This is a genomic window from Mycobacterium sp. E2733 (assembly GCF_001667585.1).
Lineage (GTDB): Bacteria > Actinomycetota > Actinomycetes > Mycobacteriales > Mycobacteriaceae > Mycobacterium.
In genome coordinates, this window is sequence record NZ_LZJZ01000021.1 from 148,775 (window position 1) to 169,567 (window position 20,793).

The 20,793-nt window shown below is 70.5% G+C and carries 1 protein-coding gene (running past one end of the window); it reads right to left on the reverse strand.

Annotated features, from left to right (window positions below):
- Positions 1–20,793 carry the 3' portion of a non-ribosomal peptide synthetase gene (locus A5678_RS04855; RefSeq protein WP_068039224.1) on the reverse strand. 10,365 nt of this gene lie beyond the right edge of the window, so the window shows 20,793 of its 31,158 coding nt (coding positions 10,366–31,158); its start codon lies off the right edge, out of view — the gene reads right to left on this strand; its stop codon occupies positions 1–3.

Consider the following 20,793-nt stretch of genomic DNA (forward strand, 5'->3'; position numbering starts at 1 on the left):
TCACCCGGCGCGCTCACCGGGCACCTTGTCTTCCCGCGCCGCCGCCACTTGCTGGCCACCGTGGGCCAGTTCGAGCCGGCGTTCCGCGAGGACCAGCAGATGCCTGAGTCGCTGTCCGTACAGACCCACCGAATCGTCGGTCAGCATCTCGTCGTGCGCGCAGTCGATGGAGTACATGAGCACCTCGCCGGAGACATGCGGCCGCCAGGACCGGGACAGGAACCCACTGCGGTCGCCCCCGCCCCCGGCGGCGGAGAAGATGGTGATGTCGCCGTCGAAGACACCGGGCCGGTGAGCGCGGTATCGGTCGATGTTTTTGCGAAGGTTTTCGGCGAGCAGATCGACAAGCCGCTTGGACCGCGAGGCCTCCGGCAGCTGTTGTTCGCCCAGCGCGTCCTCGGGCGGAGCGACGCCGCCGTTCATGGCGGGTTGCGCGTCGAGCAGGATCAGGCGCCCGATGGCGCACCCGCGCCGCTGCAGTTCGACCGCGAGTTCGTGGGCGATGACCCCGCCGAACGACCAGCCGAGAAGGTTATAGGGCCCGGAGGGATAGATCTCCTGCAGCCTGTCGGCATAGTTCTCCGCCATCTCCCGGACCGACCGGGGTTCGGCTTCCCCGCCCTGGCGAGTCTGCTGAACCCCGATGATCGGGCAGTCCAGGAAGCTGCCGAGAACCTGGTACGGCCAACTCACGCCGCCCGCCGGGTGGATGCAGAACATCGGTGTGCCCGCGCCCTGCTTCAGGGCCTGAATGGGAACCACGTCCTGGGTGGCAGTCGTGTCCGTGCCCACTCGCCGGCTCAGGCTCCGCACGGTGGGCGCGTCGAACAGGGTGGGCACCGCAAGGTCGACGACCAGGTTGGTGTTGATCGTGGCGATCAAGCGCATCGCGGAAATGCTGTCGCCGCCAAGGTCGAAGAACGAGTCGTCGACGCCGACCCGCTCGACACCGAGCACCTGAGCGAAGATGCCGGCGAGGATCTCCTCGGTCGCGTTCGACGGCGCCCGATACCCACCGCCGGAGTACTCCGGCGCCGGCAGGGCGCGGGTGTCGAGCTTGCCGTTGGGTGTCAGCGGCAGCGCGTCGAGTCCCACGACGGCCGCGGGAACCATGTAGCCCGGCAGTCGTCCGGCCAGCGCGGTGCGCGCCTCGCCGGGATCGGCCGTTCCGGTGATGTAGCCGACCAGGCGCTTGTCCCCCCGGCGGTCCTCCCGGGCGATCACCACGGCCTGCTGCACGCCATCCAATCGGGCGAGCGCGGCCTGGACCTCGCCCAGTTCGATGCGGTAGCCGCGGATCTTGACCTGCTCGTCGGCGCGGCCGACATACACCAGCTGCCCGTCGGCATCCCAGAGCACCAGGTCTCCGGTGCGGTACATGCGCGCCCCGGGCTCGCCGAACGGGCAGGCCACGAACCGCGACCCGGTCAATCCGGCGCGCCCGACATACCCGGCGGCCACCCCGGTGCCGGCCACGTACAACTCGCCGACCACTCCGGGGGGCACCGGCCGTAGCCAGCCGTCGAGCACGAACAAGCCGGCGCCGGGCACGGGCGTGCCGATGGGCGGCGTCCCCGAACCCGCCGTGAGCGGGGCGCTGATCGCCACGCACATCGTCGTCTCGGTCGGGCCGTAGGCGTTCACCATCACCCGCCCCGGCGCCCAGCGATCGACCACCTCGGGCGGGCAGGCCTCGCCGGCCATCACCAACGACACCGACTCCAAGCCCGTCGGGTCCAGCATCGCCACCGCTGACGGCGTTTGCGTCAGCACGCTGACCTCTTCGTCGACCAGCAAGGCGCGGAAATCCTGCGGTGAGCGCACCACCGACTCGGGCACCACCACCACGCGCCCGCCGCGCAGCAGCGGGGCGAAGATCTCCCACACCGACACGTCGAAGGCGTACGAGTGGCACTGCGTCCACACGCCCGGGGCCGGCAGTCCGGCGTCCAGCGAGCCGATCAGCCGGGTCACGTTGTGATGCGTCACGGCCACGCCCTTGGGCACGCCGGTGGTCCCCGAGGTGTAGATGAGGTAGGCGATGTCGTCCGCCGCGGGTGCGGGCAGCGTGGTGCGCGGATAGCCGTCGATCTCCGGGTCTTCGATGTCGATGACCCGTACGTCGCTGCCGTCCAGCCGAGAACGCAAACCCCCGGTGGTGACCGCGGCGATCGGCGCGGCGTCCTCGAGCATGAACCTGATCCGCGCGCCCGGGGCGGCCGAATCGATCGGCAGGTAGGCCGCCCCCGTCTTGAGCACCGCCAGGATCGCCGCGATGGCCTGCGCCGAACGCGAGAACAGCAGCGCCACGCACTGTCCCGGGCCCGCGCCCCCGGCGACCAGCAGGTGCGCCAGCCGGTTCGCCGCCTCGTCCAGATCCCGATACGTCATCGAGAGCTGGCCCCAGCTGATCGCCACGGCGTCCGGCTGGAGGGCGACCTGCGCGGCGAACAACTCCGCGATCGACACCGGCGGGGGTACCGGCCGGGTCAGCGCCGCCCGGTTGCCGATCTCATCCAGGCGGGCATGCTCCGGCCCGTCCAGCAGGTCGACCGAGGACAGCCGCCGCGCCGGGTCGGTGGTCATCGCGACCAGCACCCGCTCCAATCGCTCGGTCAGGGCCTCGATGGTGCGCGCGTCGAAGACGTCCGCGTCGTATTCCACCCGAAGGCCGAGCTGTTCGCCGGACAGGGCGGCCTGCATCGTCAGCGGATAGTGGTTGCGTTCGAAGACGTTGAAGTCGGTGATGGACAGCTCGTGGTTGACCGCCATCGCGGACGTTTCCAGCGGATAGTTCTCGTAGGCGAACAGCGTGTCGAACAGCTGCTCGTGACCGGTCATCCGGTGGATTTCGGTGAGCGACAGGTGCTCGTGTTCGAGCGTGTCGTTGTGAGCGCTTTGCAGCTGTTGAATTAGCTCCGCGGTGGTGGTCGCCGGGGTGATGCGGGCGCGCACCGGGATCGTGTTGATCATCAGGCCCACCATCGATTCGGCGCCGACCACCTCGGCGGACCGGCCCGACACCGTGGTGCCGAACGCGACGTCGTAGTTGCCGGTCAGCCACGTGAGCAGCTGCGCCCACGCGCCCTGCAGCACGGTGCTGACGGTGGTCTGGCGGGACCGGGCCAGCTCGCCGAGCGCCCGGGTGATTTCGGCCGGCACCGCGAATGCCGTGAGGCCCCGGGCGCCCGGGCCCGACTTGTGCGGCGGCGCGACCAGCGTCGGGGTGTCGAAGCCGGCGAGCACCCGGCCCCACGCCGCCCGCGCGGCATCGACGTCGCGATCGGCCAGCCAGGTGACAAACCGTCGATACGGCGCCGGCGGGGCCAACCGCTGCCCGGTGAGGCTGGCGAACGTCTCGTTCACGAGGATGGGGACCGACCAGCCGTCCAGCACGATGTGGTGAATGGTCAACACCAACCGGTGCCGGTTCTGTCCGGTGCGGATCATTGCCACCCGGAAGGCCGGCCGGTCGGCCAGGTCGTAGACCGCGGCGCGCTCGGCGGCGCAGATTTCCTCGACCCGCTCGTTGGTGCCGCGGTCGCCGTCCAGCTCGACGTACCGCCATGCCATCGCGGGGTCGGCGCGGATGATCTGCACCGGCTCGTCGGGCCGGTCCCAGAACCGGGCGACCAGGTGCGGATGCCGGTCGACCACGGTTTGCACCGCGTCGCGCAGGCTGTCCCGGTCGAGCCGGCCGGTCACGCTCATGTCCAGCTGCACCACATACAGGTCACTGGAATCCTGGCCGCCGCCTCGCGTGGTGGTGGCGTGGAAGAGCAGTCCCTGCTGCAGGGGGGTCAACGGCAACACGTCGGCGACCCGTTGTCGGCGTTCGAGTTCGTCGATCTCCCGCTGGACCAACCGGGCCGGAAGGATGTCCGACGGGGTCAATCCCCCGCCACCCGATCGCACGTGGGCGCAGATGCCGGTCAGCGCCTCGAACCACAGCTCGCTCAACCGGGTGAGCTGGTCACGGTTCAGCGCCGAGGGCGCCCATGTCCAGTTGGCGTGCAGCTGCGGGCCGGCCTCGGTCTCGGCGGTGCCCGCGTTGAGGTCCACGGTGTGCATGAGCGGCATGGGCACCGCCGTGCTGATGCCGGTCACCGACGAGCCGTCGCGCGAGATTCGCCACAACTCGTCCGACAACTCCGCCGCCGCGCCGCCCAGCCGGCCCAGGTAGTTGAAGCCGATCGTCGGGTCGGAGCCGTCCAGTTCGACGTCGTCGTTCAGGTAGCGCAGCAGCCCGTAGGTCAGGGGGTCCGGCAGGGCCCGCAGCTGCTCCTTGGCTTGCTTGAGCACCGCACCCAACGCGGGTCCACCGGAAAGCACTTGGGCCCAAGGCAATTCACCCACCGCCAGGGAGACGGGGTATTTGGTGGTGAACCAGCCCACGGTGCGGGACAGGTCCACTCCGGCGGCGAGCTCCTCGTGGCGGCCGTGGCCCTCGACGTCTATGCCGACCGGCGTGCCGCCACCCAGGAATTCCGCCCACGCCAGGGCGTACCCGATCAACAGGATGTCGTTGACGCCGGCGTGGAAGGCCGCCGGCGCCTCGCCGAGCAGCGTTCGGGTGGTCTCGACGTCGAGCGCCACCGACAGATGCTCGGCCGTCTCGTACGTGTCCGCCTCGGGGCGCACCCGCGGCAGCGCGGGCAGGGTCGCCGCGATCCGCTGCCAGGCGTCGGCCTGCTCGACCACCGCCGGCGCGTGCGCCTGCTCGCTCAGCAGGGCGGCCCACCGGGCGAACGACGTCCCACCCGGCGGCAGGGCCACCGGCTGCCCGCCGCGATGCTGAGCCCACGCAATGTTCAAGTCCTCCAACAGGATTCGCCAGGAAACCCCGTCGACGGCCAGGTGGTGAATGATGAGCACCAGCCGGTTTGTGGAGGTGACCCAGAGCGCGCTCAGCATCACCCCGTCGGCCGGGTTCAGCCGGGACCGCGCCGCCGTCACCGCGGCGTCGGACAACACGTCCACCGTGTGCAGGTGGCCGGCGGCGTCGACCGAACCGGCCTCGGGAACGGTCAGGGACCACTGGTCGTCCACACGTAGCCGCAGCATGGCATGCCGGTCCAGCAGGGCCTGCAGCACCGCCACCACATCGGCCTCGGTGACCCCGGCGGGGGCCTCCACGACCATGGTCTGGTTGAACTGGCCTACCGGACCCTCCACGCCCTGCAGCCACCGGATGATCGGCGTCGCCGGCAGTTCGCCGGTGCCCTCGTCGGTCACGCCGGCCTCGCGGTCGGCCGCGCCGACGACGCGCGCCAGCCGGGCGACGGTCTGCTCGACGAAGATGTCGCGCGTTCGGCACGTCAGGCCGGCGGCCCGCGCCCGCGTCACCACCTGCATCGACGAGATGCTGTCGCCGCCCAGGTCGAAGAAGGAGTCGTCGACACCGACCCGCTCGACGCCGAGCACCTGCGCGAAGATGCCGGCCAAGGTCTCCTCGACGGGACTGCTCGGGGCCCGGTAGCGATCAGCGTCCCGGAATTCGGGCGCCGGCAGGGCACGGGCGTCGAGCTTGCCGTTGGGTGTCAGCGGCAGCGCGTCGAGCGTCAAGACGGCCACCGGGACCATGTACGCGGGCAGCCGGTCGGCCAGCCGGGCGCGTAGCTCGGCGGGGTCCGCCGAGCCGGTGACGTAGCCGACCAGGCGCTTATCACCGGGGCGGTCCTCGCGGGCGACGACGGCCGCCTGCCGCACCCCGCGGAGCTCGGCCAGCGCCGCCTGGATCTCGCCGAGCTCGATGCGGTACCCGCGGATCTTGACCTGCTCGTCGGCGCGGCCCAGGTATTGCAGCTGCCCGTCGGCGCCCCAGCAGACCAGGTCGCCGGTGCGATACATGCGCGCCCCGGGCCCGCCGAACGGGCAGGCCACGAAGCGTGACGCCGTCAGCGCCGCCCGGCGCCAGTACCCGCGGGCCAGCCCGGCGCCGGCCACGTACAGCTCGCCGACCACCCCGGGCGGCACCGGACGCAGGGATTCGTCGAGCACGAACAACGCCGCCCCGGCCACCGGGGAGCCGATCGGCACCACGGCGGAACCGGGAGCGAGCGGCGCGCTGATCGCCGCGTACACCGTCGTCTCGGTGGGTCCGTAGGCATTGATCATCACGCGCCCGGACGCCCACCGGTCCACCAGCTCGGTCGGGCAGGCCTCGCCGGCCACCACCAGCGCCGCCGACTCGAGCCCGCGCGGGTCGAGCATCGCTGCGGCAGAAGGGGTTTGACTCAGGACGGTGACCCGCTCGGCGACCAGCAACTCATGGAGGTTCTCCGGGGACCGCACCACCGCATCGGGGACCACCACCAGCCGACCGCCGCGCAGCAGCGCGCCGAAGATCTCCCACACCGAGACGTCGAAGCCGTAAGAATGCCACTGCGACCACACGCCGGCGTCCGGCAGGCTGGCGTCCACGGACGCCATCAGCTGGGTCACGTTGCGGTGGCTGACCGCCACGCCCTTGGGCACACCGGTGGTTCCCGACGTGTAGATGAGGTAGGCGACGTCCTCGCCGCTCGGCGGCGGCAAGGCGGTGACGGGCTGAGCGTCGACGGCGGGATCGTCCACATCGACAACCGCCACGTCGTGCCCGTCCAGCCGCCCGGCGAGGTCGGCGGTGGTGACCACCGCGACCGGCGCGGCGTCCTCGAGCATGAAGCCGATCCGGGCCGCCGGGTGCGCGGGATCGATGGGCAGATAGGCCGCCCCCGTCTTGAGCACCGCCACGATCGACACGATCGCCTCGGCCGAGCGGTTGAACAGCAGCGCCACGCATTGTCCCGGGGCCGCGCCGTTGCCGGCCAGCAGGTGGGCCAGCCTGTTGGACGCCTCGTCGAGCTCGCGATAGGTCCACGACCAAGTACCGCTGCTGAGCGCGAGTGCATCTGGCGTGCGCGCGACTTGGGCGGCGAACGACTCGGGGATCGATGCGGGCGCGGTCGCCGGAGCGGTCAGCGCAGCCCGGTGGCCGATCTCGTCCAGCCGAGCACGTTCGGCGGCGTCGAGCAGGTCGACGGACGAAACGGAGCGGGTGGGATCGGTGGTCATCGTCGCCAGCACTCGCTGCAGCCGCCCGACCAGTGTCTCGATGCTGTCCGCGTCGAACACGTCGGTGCGGAATTCCACCCGCCCGCCGATCCCGGCCGGCTCGTTCGCCTCGGTCCAGCGCTCGGCGAGCGAGAACGTCAGGTCCATGCGGGCGACCTGGGTGTCCAGCGGTATCGAGGTGACCTGGACGTCGCCCAGGGCCAGCCCGGTCGCGGGGTCGTTGTCCTGCCCGCCGAAGTTCTGCCACGCCAGCATCACCTGGATCAGTGGGTGATGGGTGAGGCTTCGGGTCGGGTTGACCTTCTCCACCAGCACCTCGAAGGGCACATCCTGATGCTCGAAGGCCTCCAGACTGCGCGTGCGCACGCGGTCCAACAGCTCGGCGAAGCTGGGGTCGCCGGACACGTCGACGCGCAGCACTAGCGTGTTGACGAAGAACCCGACCAGGTCGTCGAGCGCGGGGTCGCGCCGCCCGGCGATCGGGAAGCCCACCGCCACATCGCTTGTCGCGCTCAGCTTGGCCAACAGCACAGCCAGGGCGGCCTGCACCACCATGAAGCTGGTCGCATTGTGTTCGCGGGCCACCGCCGAGACCTGCTGCTGCAAGTCGGCCGGCCAGTCGATCGCCACCGTTGCCCCACGCTGGTCGGCCACCTGCGGGTAGGGCCGATCGGTGGGCAGCTGCAACCGCTCCGGCATTCCGGCCAAAGCCTCTTCCCAGTAGCCGAGCTGTGCGGCGATGCGGCTGCCGCTGTCCTTCAGGTCGCCGAACTGGGCGCGCTGCCACAGCGTGTAATCCACGTACTGGACCGGCAATTCGGGCAACCCGGGAGCCTCGCCCGCGCACCGGCTCGCGTAGGCGACGCCGAGATCGGCGGCCAGCGGCCGGAGCGACCAGCCATCGGCGGCGATGTGGTGCACCACGGCCACCAGCACGTGCTCGTCGTCGGCGACGCGGAACAGCCAGGCGCGCAAGGGGATATCGGTCGCGAGGTCGAAGGTGTCGCGCGCCGCGGCCTTGACGGCCCCGTCCAGCCGGATCGCCGACCAACCGGTGGCGTCGATGACCTGCCAACCGAAGTCGGCCTGCTCCGCGGGGATGACCACCTGCTGGGGCGTTCCCTCGGGCGCCGCGAAGACGGTCCGCAGGCTCTCGTGGCGGGCCACCACGTCGGCCAACGCCGCACCGAGCGCGTCGGCGTCGAGGCGCCCGCGCAGGCGCATGGCCGCGGCCATGTTGTAAACCGGTGACGGGCCCTGCAATTGGTCCAGGAACCACAATCGGCTCTGGGCGAACGACAGTGGGACCACCGCCGGCCGCGGACCGGCCACCAGCGGCTCGAGCCGCCCGGCGCCCTCGCCGATGCGGGGTGCCAGCTGGGCAATGGTGGGCGCTTCGAACACGGCACGCACCGACAGGTACTCGTCCAGGTCGGTGTTGACCGCGGCGATCAGGCGCATCGCCAAAATGCTGTCGCCGCCGAGGTCGAAGAACGACTGGTCGATGCCGACCCGCTCGACGCCGAGTACTTGGGCGTAGATGCCGGCCAGGATTTCCTCGGTGGGATTGGTCGGGGCGCGGTACCCCGAGGCGGTGTATTCGGGTGCCGGTAGGGCGCGGGTGTCGAGTTTGCCGTTGAGGGTCATCGGCAGTGTGGGTAGGGCGATGACGGCTGTGGGGATCATGTAGCCCGGGAGCCGCTGGGCCAGCGCGGCGCGCAGTGCGGTCGGGTCGGCGGTGCCGGTGATGTAGCCGACCAGCCGTTTGTCTGCGGGGCGGTCCTCGCGGACGATCACCACCGCCTCCTCGACACCGTCCAGAGCGGCCAGCGCCGAACGGATTTCGCCGACCTCGATGCGATAACCGCGGATCTTGACCTGCTCATCGGCGCGCCCGACATAGCGCAACTGCCCCTCGGCGCCCCAGCACACCAGGTCCCCGGTGCGATACATCCGCTCCCCGGCCCCGCCGAACGGGCACGCCACGAACCGCGCCGCACTCAACCCCGCGCGGCGCACATAGCCCAGACCCACCCCCCGCCCGGCCACATACAACTCCCCGACCACCCCGACCGGCACCGGACGCAACCAGGCATCCAGCACGAACAACGCCGCCCCGGGCACCGCCGACCCGATCGCCGGCGGACCGGACTTGGCCACCAACGCCGCACTGGCCGAGGCGAAGATCGTGCTCTCCGTCGGCCCGTAAACGTTGATCATCGTGCGCCCCGGCGCCCACCGATCCACCAACTCCGCGCCCACCGGCTCGGCACCGATCACCAACGCGGTGCCATCCAGGCCCTGCGGAGAAAGCATCCGCACCGCCGACGGGGTCTGACTCAACACACTGACCCGCTCGGCCACCAACAACGCGTGCAAATCCTTGGGCGAGCGGGCCACCGCATCGGCCACCACCACCAGCCGCCCCCCATGCAGCAACGCCCCCCAAATCTCCCACACCGAGAAATCAAAGGCATAGGAGTGGAACTGGGTCCACACCTGTCCCGGCGCCAACGCCACCCCGACCGCCGGCGCGTCGAACAACCGGGTCACATTGGCATGCGTGACCGCCACCCCCTTGGGCACCCCGGTGGTGCCCGAGGTGTAAATGATGTGCGCCACATCCTCGGGCCCGGGGCCCGGCGGCGCCGTGGACGGCTGCGCGGCCAGCGCCGGGCTGTGCACATCGACGACCGGCAACACATACCCGGCCAACTTCGCAGCCAACCCCACGGTCGTCACCGCGGCCACCGGCGCGGCATCGGCGAGCATGAACTCGATCCGCGCCGCCGGCAACCCCGGATCGATCGGCACATACGCCGCCCCCGACTTCAGCACACCCAGGATGGCCACAATCGCCTCAGCCGAACGCCCAAACAGCACCGCCACCGACGCCCCGGGCCCCGCACCCCGACCAATCAGCCCATGCGCCAACCGATTCGCCGCCGCATCCAACTCCCGATACGACATCGACCGGCCCTCAAAACTCACCGCCACCGCATCCGGAGCCCGCGCCACCTGCGCGGCAAACAACCCCGGAATCGACGCCGGCGCCCACGGCTGGGTCAGCACCGCCCGATTACCGATCTTGTCCAGCCTGCGGTGTTCGCCGGCGTCCAGCGCGTCCGTCGCCGACAGCCGCCGCCCTGGGTCGGTCGTCATGGCCACCAGCACCCGCCGCAGCCGCTCGATCAGCGTCGCGATGGCGTCCGCGTCGAAGACGTCGGTGTCGTATTCGACGCGAAGGCGCAGTTCGTGCCCAGGCTGGGCCTGAATCGTCAGTGGGTAGTGGGTGGATTCCCGGCTGGCGATGTCGGTGATGGACAGCTCCTGGTCGCCCGACAAGGCGGCGGCGTCGATCGGATAGTTCTCGAAGGCGAACAGCGTGTCGAACAGCTTGTCCTGACCGGTGATGCGGTGAATCTCGTTGAGCGCCAGGTGCTGGTGGTCCAGCGTGTCGTTGTAGGCGCCCTGCAGCTGCTCGAGCAGGTCGGCGGCAGTGGTCGCCGGGGCGATGTTCGCCCGCACCGGCACCGTGTTGATCAACAGGCCGACCATCGAGTCGGCGCCGACGATCTCGGCCGGCCTGCCCGAGACCGTGGTGCCGAAGGCGACGTCGTGCTGGCCGGTCAGCCAGCACAACAGTTGCGCGTAGGCGGCCTGCAGCACCGTGTTGACGGTGGTATGGCACGCACGGGCCAGCTCGCCGACGGCCCGCGTGAGGTCGGCCGGCAGCCCGAACGTCCGAACGCCTTGCTCCCCCGGCTGCAGGCGGTCCTGGCGACCGACCAGGGCCGGGGCGTCGAAGCCGGCGAACACCTCGGCCCAGGCCGCACGGGCGGCGTCGCGGTCGCGGGTGGCCAGCCAGGTGACGAAGCTGCGGTAGGGCGCCGCCGCGGGCAGTCGCTGACCGTAGTAGCCGGCGAAGATGTCGCCGAGCAGGATCGGCATCGACCAGCCGTCGAGGACGACGTGGTGGTTGGTCAGCACCAGCCGGTGCCGGTCGGCCGCGGTGCGGATCAAGGCCACCCGGAAGGGCGGCTGATTGGCGAGGTCGCACACGGCGGCGCGTTCGGCGGCGCAGAGCCGCGCAACCTGCCCCTCGACGTCGAGGTCTCCGTCGAGCTCCAGGTACTGCCAGGCCGCCGCGGGATCGGCCACGATGACCTGCACGCCCTCGTCGAACTGGTCGAAGAACCGGGCCACCAGGTTCGGATGGCGCTCGACCATCGCGTGCACGGCCTCGCGCAGGCGGTCGGGGTCGAGCGGGCCGCTGACCGTGATGTCGAGCTGCCCCGCGTAGAGGTCGCCGGAGTCCTGGCCGCCCCCCTGCACGGTGTTGGCGTGGAACAGCAGACCCTGCTGCACCGGGGTCAGCGGTAGGACGTCGGCGATCCGGCATTGCCGCTGCAGGTGGTCGATCTGCTTCTGGCCGAGGCGCGCGGGAGCGATGTCCGACGGCGTCAAACCGCCGCCACCGCAACGCACGTGGGCGCAGATCCCGGCCAGGGCCTCGAACCACAGCCGGCTCAGCCGCGTGACTCGGCCCTCGTCGAGCGTCGACGGCGCCCACGTCCAGTTGGCGTGCAGGCGCGGGCCGGCCTCGGTGTCGACGGTGGCCGCGTTGAGCTCCAGCGTGTGCATCAGCGGCATGGCTATCGCCGCGGCGGCGGCGGTGACCGACCCTTGCACGGGTCGCCACATCTCCTCGGAGAGCTCGGCCGTCCCGCCCTGGCGCCCCAGGTAGTTGAAGCCGATCGGCGGGTCGCAGCCGTCCAAGTCGGCCTCGGGGTTCAGGTAGCGCAGCAGCCCGTAGGTCAGCGGATCCGGGAGGGCGCGCAGCTGCTCCTTGGCGTCCTTGAGCACCGCGCCCAACGCCGGGTCGCCGGAAACCACCTGCGCCCAAGGCAACTCACCCGTGGCCAGAGACACCGGGTACTTGGCGGTGAACCACCCCACGGTGTGTGAGAGGTCGAGGTCGCGACCCAGGTCCTCGTGGCGGCCGTGGCCCTCGACGTCGATGCCGATCGGCGCCGCGCCGGTGCCCAGGAGTTCCGCCACCGCGAGCGCGAAGGAGATCAACAGGATGTCCTGGACGCCGGCGTGGAACGCCGCCGGCACCTCGCCGAGCAGCATGCCGGTGGTCTCGGAATCCAGCTCCGTCGAGAGGTGTCCGGCGGTGGCGAAGGTGTCCGCCTCGGGCCGCACAGGGGGCAACGCAGCGGGGGTCGCCGTCACGTGCTGCCAGGTGCCCAATTGATCCGCGACGTCCGGGTGGTGCGCGCGTTCGGCCAGCTGCGACGCCCACCGGGCGAAGGACGTCCCCGCCGACGGCAACGCCAGCGGCTGGCCCAGCCGGTGCTGGGCCCAGGCAATGTTGAAGTCCTCCAACAGGATTCGCCAGGACACCCCGTCGACGGCCAAGTGATGGATGATCACCACCAGCTGGCCGGTGGAGGTGGCCCACAGCGCGCTCAACATCGCCCCGGCCGCGGGGTTCAACCGCGACCGCGCGTCGACCAGCGCGGCGTCGGACAACTCCGCCACGGTGTGCAGGCAGTCGCGGGCGTCCACGGAACCGGGCTCCGGCACGGTCAACGACCAACCCTCGGCATCCTTTTCCAGGCGCAGACGCAGCGTGCCGTGCCGGTCGAGCAATGCCTGCAGCACCACCAGCACGTCGGCCTCGTCCACCCCGGCGGGGGCCTGCACCAGCATCGTCTGGTTGAACTGGTCGACCGGCCCGCCTGCCCTTTCGATGCTCTGCAGCCAATGCATTATCGGCGTGGCGGTCACCGGGCCCACACCCTCGTCGACCGCGTCGACTCCGGCGTCGGCAACCTCGGCCACCCGGGCCAGCCGGGCAACGGACTGCTCGACGAAGATGTCGCGCGTACGGCAGATCAGCCCGGCGGCGCGCGCCCGTGTCACCACCTGCATCGACGAGATGCTGTCGCCGCCGAGGTCGAAGAATGAGTCGTCGACGCCGACGCGGTCGAGCCCGAGCACCTGGGCGTAGATGCCGGCCAGGATCTCCTCGACGGCGTTGTCCGGGGCGCGGTACTGCTCGCCGTCGGAGTACTCCGGTGCGGGCAGCGCGCGGGTGTCGAGCTTGCCGTTAGGTGTGAGCGGCAGCGCGTCGAGCACCACCACGGCGGCGGGGATCATGTACGCCGGCAGCCGTTCGGCCAGTGCGGCGCGGATCCCGGCCGGATCGGCGGTTCCGGTGACGTAAGCGACCAGGCGCTTATCACCGGGGCGGTCTTCGCGGGCGATGACCACCGCCTGCTCCACCCCGTCCAGCCACGCTAGGGCGGCCCGCACTTCGCCGAGCTCGATGCGATAACCGCGGATCTTGACCTGCTCGTCGGCGCGGCCGAGGTAGTCCAGCTGCCCATCGGCGCGCCAGCGCACCAGGTCCCCGGTGCGGTACATGCGGGTGCCGGCGCCGCCGAACGGGCACGCGACGAACCGCGACGCGGTCAGACCCGACCGCCGCCAGTACCCGCAGGCCACGCCGGCGCCGGCCACGTACAACTCGCCGATCACGCCGGCGGGCACCGGGCGCAGCCGCCCGTCGAGCACGAACAACGCGCCGCCGGGCACTGGTGACCCGATCGGCACCACACCTAACTCGGCGGACGCCGCCGTAAGGGGTTCGCTCACCGCCGCGTACACCGTGGCCTCGGTCGGGCCGTAGGCGTTGATCATCGCGCGGGCCGACCCCCACCGGTCGATCAGTTCGGCCGGGCACGCTTCTCCGGCCACCACCAGGGAGACCGACTCCAGCCCCCCGGGCGACAACATCGCGGCGGCGGACGGGGTCTGGCTCAACACGCTGACCTGTTCGGCCAGCAGCAGCGCTTGCAGGTCTTCCGGTGAGCGCGCCACCGACTCGGGCACCACCACCAGCCGGCCGCCGTGCAGGAGCGCACCGAAAATCTCGTGGACGGAGACGTCGAAGGCCAGCGAATGCCACTGCGACCACACCCCGGAGCGCGGCAGGCCGGCGTCCATCCGCGCGAGCAGCTGGGTCGCGTTCTGATGGGTGACCGCCACGCCCTTGGGGACCCCGGTGGTGCCGGAGGTGTAGATCAGGTAGGCGAGGTCCTCCGGCCCCGGCGCCGTCACTGCCGCGCCGGGCCGGTCGGCCAGGCCCGAGTCGTTGATGTCGAGGACCGGCACGTCTTGGCCGATGAGCCGGTCGGCCAGGTCGGCGGTGGTGATGACGGCCATGGGCGCGGCGTCGGAGAGCACGAATGCGATGCGTGACTCGGGCAGCGCCGGGTCGATCGGCAGATAGGCAGCTCCCGACTTCAGAACCGCCAGGATCGCCACGATCGCCTCGGCCGAACGCGAAAACAGCAGGGCCAGGGATTGTCCCGGGCCGGCACCGCGGCCGGCCAACACGTGCGCCAAGCGGTCCGCGGCCTCGTCCAGCTCGCGGTAGGTCATAGAACGGCCGGCACACACGAGTGCCACGGCCTCCGGTGTGCGGGCCACCTGCGCGGCGAACAGCGCCGGAATCGACGGGGGCGCGGCCACCGGTCCGGCCAGCGCCACCAGGTTCCCGATTTCGTCGAGGCGGGCGTGCTCGGCCTCATCGAGCAGATCCAGCGCCGACAACGCCTGGGTGGGATCGACGGTCATGGCCGTCAGCACCCGCTGCAACCGTCCGACGAGCGCTTGGATGCTGTCCGCGTCGTACACGTCGGTGCGGAATTCCACCGTCCCGCCGATCCCGGCGGGCTCACCCGACTCGCTCCAGCGCTCGGCCAGCGAGAAGGTCAGGTCCATGCGGGCGGTCTGGGTGTCGACCGGCACCGGCGTGATCTCGACGTCGCCCAGGGCCAGGCCGGCGACCGGGCCGCCGCCTTGCCCGGCGAAGTTCTGCCAGGCCAGCATGACCTGGACCAGGGGGTGGTGGGTCAGGCTGCGCGCCGGGTTGAGCCGCTCGACCAGCACCTCGAAGGGCACGTCTTGGTGTTCGTAGGCGGCCAGGCTGCGCTGCCGCACCTGGGACAGCAGGTCGGCGAAGGTGGGGTCGCCGGCTAGCTGTTTCAGGTCGACGCGCAGCACCAGGGTGTTGACGAAGAACCCGACCAGGTCGTCGAGCGCGGGGTCGCGCCGCCCGGCGATCGGGAAGCCCACTGCCACATCGGGACTGCCACTGAGCTTGGAGAGCAGCACCGCCAGGGCGGTCTGGACCACCATGAAGCTCGTCGCGTTGTGCTTGCGGGCCACCTCGCCGACCCGATGCTGCAGCGCGGTGGGCCAATCGATTTCGACGGTGGCGCCACGCTGATCGGCCACCAACGGGTAGGGCCGGTCGGTGGGCAGCGGCACTCGGTCGGGCATCCCGGCCAGGGCCTCTTCCCAGTACGCCAGCTGAGCGGCGATGGGACTCTCGTCGTCGTCGAGATCGCCGAACTGGGCGCGTTGCCAAAGCGTGTAATCGATGTATTGCACCGCCAACGGCGCCCATCCGGGGGCATGCCCGGCACAGCGGCTGGCGTAGGCCATGCCCAGGTCTCGCACCAGCGGGGTTATCGACATGCCGTCGGCGGCGATGTGGTGGACCACGGCCACCAGCACGTGCTCGTCCTCGGCGATGCGGAAAAGCTCTGCCCGCATGGGGATTTCGGCTGCCAGGTCGAAGGTGTAGCGCGCCGTGTCGCCGATGGCCTCGTCGAGCTGTCCGGCGGACCAGCCGCTCGCGTCGACGATCTCCCACCCGAAGTCGGCCTGGTGGACGGGGGTTACGAGCTGCTGGGGCGTTCCCTCGGGCGCGGCGATCAAGGTGCGCAGGCTTTCGTGGCGCGCCACCACGTCGGCCAACGCCGCACCCAGCGCGCCGGCGTCGAGCCGACCGCTCAGCCGCAGCGCGGCTGCCATGTTGTAAACCGGTGACGGGCCTTGCAATTGGTCGAGGAACCACAACCGGTTCTGCGCGAACGACAGCGGGACCACGGCGGGCCGCTCGGCGGCCACCAACGGCTCCAGCCCGCCCGTGCCCTCACCGACCCGCGGCGCGAGCTGGGCGACCGTGGGCGCCTCGAACACGACGCGCACCGGAAGGCCGACGTTCAGGTTGCTGTTGATCGCGGAGATCAGGCCCATGGCCGAGATGCTGTCGCCGCCGAGTTCGAAGAAGGAGTCGTCGATGCCGACGCGGTCGACGCCCAGGACGTCGGCGTAGATGGTGGCCAGGATTTCTTCGACGGGGTTTTGTGGGGCGCGGTAGTTCCCGGCGTGGTATTCCGGTGCCGGCAGCGCGCGGGTGTCCAGCTTGCCGTTGGCGGTCAACGGCAACCCCTCCAGCGCAACGATGGCCGCGGGCACCATGAACGCGGGCAACCGCTCGGCCAGCGCGGTCTTGAGCCGGCCCGCCTCGGCGGTCCCGGTGACATAGCCGACCAGCCGCTTATCCCCGGGGCGGTCCTCGCGCGCGATCACCACCGCCTGCCCCACCCCGTCGAGAGCGCTTAACGCTGTTTGGATTTCCCCGAGCTCGATGCGATACCCGCGGACCTTGACCTGCTCATCCGCGCGACCCAGATACCGCAGCTGCCCATCAGCACCCCAACACGCCAGATCCCCGGTCCGATACATCCGCTGCCCAGACCCACCAAACGGACACGCCACAAACCGCGACCCGGTCAGTCCCGCACGCCCCAGGTAACCGACACCCACCCCGGCCCCGGCCACATACAACTCCCCGATGACCCCCACCGGCACCGGCCGCAACCAGCCATCGAGCACAAACAACCCCGCCCCCGGCACCGGCGACCCGATCGGCGGCACCCCCGAGCCCGCCTCCAACCGGGCACTGATCGCCACACACATCGTGGTCTCGGTCGGCCCATAGGCATTGACCATCACCCGACCCGGCGCCCACCGGTCCACCACCTCAGCCGGACACGCCTCCCCGGCCATCACCAACGCCACCCCATCCAAACCGGCCGGCTCCAGCATCGCCACCGCCGACGGCGTCTGCGTCACCACACTCACACCCTCGGCAACCAGGACGCGGTGCAGGTCCTCCGGAGCACGCGCGGTGTCCTCGTCGATCACCACCACCCGGCCGCCGCGCAGCAGCGGGGCAAAAATCTCCCACACCGAGACGTCAAAAGCCAGCGAATGCGCATGCGACCACACCCCCGGCAACGGCAACCCCGCATCCAGCGACCCGAGCAACTGGGTGACGTTACGATGCGTCACCCCAACACCTTTGGGCACACCCGTGGTCCCCGAGGTATAAATCACATACGCCAGCGCCTCAGCATCGGGCTCAGGCAACGCCGTATCCGGCACAGCACCGATACCCCGATCGTCGACATCGATCACCACCACACCCCGGCCCTCGAGCCGCCCAGCCAAATCCGCAGTGGTCACCACCGCCACCGGCCGCGCGTCGGCCAACAAGAACCCGACCCGCGAATCCGGCGACACCGGATCAATCGGCAAATACGCCGCCCCGGTCTTCAACACCGCCAACATCGCCGCGACCGCCTCCGCCGACCGCGACAACAACAACGCCACCGTGCACCCCGGCCCCGCCCCCCGAGCCGCCAGATAACGCGCCAACCGAGTCGACGCCGCATCCAACTCCCGATACGACACCGACAACCCACCACACGTCACCGCCACCGCCCCCGGCGCCCGCGCCACCTGCGCAGCAAACAACGCACACACCGACACCGACGACGACCCCGGACCGGCCAAAACCGCCCGATTACCAAACACATCCAAGCGCGCACGCTCGCCACCACCGAGCACATCCACCGACGACAACGGGCGGGCGGGATCGGCGGTCAGCGCCACCAGCACTCGCTGCAGCCGGTCGATCAGCGTCTCGATGCTGGCCGCGTCGAACACGTCGGAGCGGAATTCGACGCGTCCACCGATTCCGGCGCCCCCGCCGGTTTCGTTCCAGCGTTCGGCCAGCGAGAATACCAAATCCATTCGGGCCGAATCGGTGTCGACCGGCACGGAGGTGACCTCGAGGTCCCCCAACGCCAGACCGGCGGCCGGATCGTCGTGCCCGGCGAAGTTCTGCCAGGCCAACATCACTTGTACCAGTGGGTGATGGGTCAGGCTCCGGGTCGGGTTGAGCCGCTCCACCAGTAGCTCGAACGGCACGTCCTGGTGTTCGAAGGCCTCCAGGCTGCGCGCCTGGACCCGTGCCAGCAGTTCGGTGAAGCTGGGGTCGCCGGCCACATCGACCCGCAGTACCAACGTGTTGACGAAGAAGCCGACGAGCTGGTCGAGCGCGCGGTCGCGGCGCCCGGCGATCGGGAAGCCGACCGGAACGTCGTAGCTGGCAGTGATTTTCGAAAGCAACACCGCGAGTGCGGCCTGCACCACCATGAAGGTGGTCGCGTTGTGTTCGCGGGCCACCCGGCGAACCTGGTGTTGCAGCTCCGCCGGCCAGTCCACGACCACGCTCGAGCCCCGCTGATCGGCCACGGGTGGGTAAGGCCGGTCGGTCGGCAGCTCCAACCGCTCGGGCATGCCCGACAGGGCGTCATGCCAGTAGGACAGCTGGGCCGCGATGGGGCTGTTACTGTCGTCGAGCTCACCGAATTGCGCGCGTTGCCAAAGCGTGTAGTCGACGTACTGCACCGGCAGGTCCGCCCAGCCAGGCGCCCGTCCCGAGGCGCGGCTGGTGTACGCCACACTGAGGTCCGTGGCCAACGGCGTGAGCGACAAGCCGTCTGCGGCGATGTGGTGGACCACGATCACCAGCAGGTGTTCCTGCTCGCCGAGGGCGAAAAGCTTGGCGCGCAAAGGGGTTTCGGCCGCCAGGTCGAAGGTGTGGCGCGTCGTCACTTCGATGGCCTCGTTCAGCTCGCCGGCCGAGAAGCCGGTGGCATCGACGACGTCCCAGCCGAAATCGACCTGCTCGGCGGGGACGACCAGCTGTTGAGGCGTTCCCTCGCGGGCGGGGAACAGCGTGCGCAGACTTTCGTGGCGACGCACCACATCGGCCAGGGCCGCGCGTAGCGCGTCGGCGTCGAGGCGGCCACCCAGCCGCAATGCGGCGGCCATGTTGTAGATGGGCGACGGCCCCTGCAGCTGCTGGATGAACCACAACCGGCTCTGGGCGAACGACAGCGGGATCACCGCCGGGCGCTCGACGGCCACCAGCGGTTCCAGCCGGCCCGCGCCCTCGTCGATGCGGGGTGCCAACTGTGCGACCGTCGGCGCCTCGAAGACGACGCGCACCGGTAGATCGGTGTCCAGCGCGGAGTTGACCGCCGAGATCAGGCGCATCGTCGACAGCGAATCGCCGCCGAGATCGAAGAACGAGTCGTCGACCCCGACGCGCTCGAGGCCGAGCACGTCGGCGTAGATGCCGGCCAGGATCTCCTCGGTCGCGGTGGTCGGGGCGCGGCAACTGTCGATGGTTCGGTAATCCGGTGCGGGCAAAGCGCGCGTGTCGAGCTTGCCGTTGACCGTCATGGGCAGCGCCGGCAGCACGACGACGGCCGCCGGAACCATGTACGCGGGCAGCCGCTCGGCCAGCGCGTTGCGGGCCTTCGTCGCGTCCACCGTCCCGGTGACGTAACCGACGAGGCGCAAGGCGGCGGGGCGGTCCTCGCGGGGGACGACCACCGCCTGCTCGACGCCTTCCAAAGCGCCTAGCGCCGACTGGATTTCGCCGAGTTCGATGCGGTAGCCGCGGACCTTGACCTGCTCGTCGGCGCGGCCCAGGTAGCGCAGTTGCCCGTCGGGGCCCCAGCACACCAGGTCGCCGGTGCGGTACATGCGGGTTCCGGGTGCGCCGAACGGGCACGCCATGAAGCGCGACGCCGTCAGGGCGGGTCGGCGCCAGTATCCGACGCCGACGCCGTCACCGGCCAGGTACAGCTCGCCGACCACCCCGGCCGGCACCGGCCGCAGCCATTCGTCCAGCACGAAGAAGGCCGCTCGTGTTGTCGGGGAGCCGATGGGCGGGAAGCCCGATCCCGCTTGCAGCGGCGTGCTCTTGCACGCCCACATCGTGGTTTCGGTTGGGCCGTAGACGTTTACCATCACCCGCCCCGGCGCCCAGCGATCCACCAGCTCCGGCGGGCAGGGCTCCGCGCCGATCACCAGCGCCGTCGCATCCAGGCCGTCCGTGGGAAGCATCCCGACCGCGGAGGGGGTCTGGGTGAGCACGGTGACTTGCTCGCTGACCAGCAGGGCATGGAACTCTTCCGGTGAGCGCGCCACCGACTCGGGCACCACGACCAGTCGCCCGCCGTGCAGCAGCGCGCCCCAGATCTCCCATACCGAGAAGTCGAAGGCGTAGGAGTGGAACTGCGTCCACACCTGTTCCGGCGACAACTCGATGCCGATCCGCAGCGCGTCGAAGAGCTGGGCAACGTTGTTTTGGGTTACCGCAACGCCTTTGGGCACACCGGTGGTGCCGGAGGTGTAGATGATGTGGGCAAGGTCGTCGGGGGCGGGTACCGGTGGGGCCGCGGTCGGTTGGTCGGCAACGGCGGGGTCATGAACGTCGATAACAGTTAGGTCGAACCCGTCCAGCCGGTCGGCGAGCGCCGCGGTGGTGAGCGCGGCGATCGGCGCCGCGTCGGTGAGCATGAACTCCATCCGCGCCGCCGGGAGGGCCGGGTCGATCGGCAGGTAGGCCGCCCCGGACTTGAGTGCGGCCAGGATCGCCACGATCGCCTCGGCGGAGCGCGAAAACAGCAGCGCCACTCGCTCGCCCGGTCGCGCGCCGTGATGCCT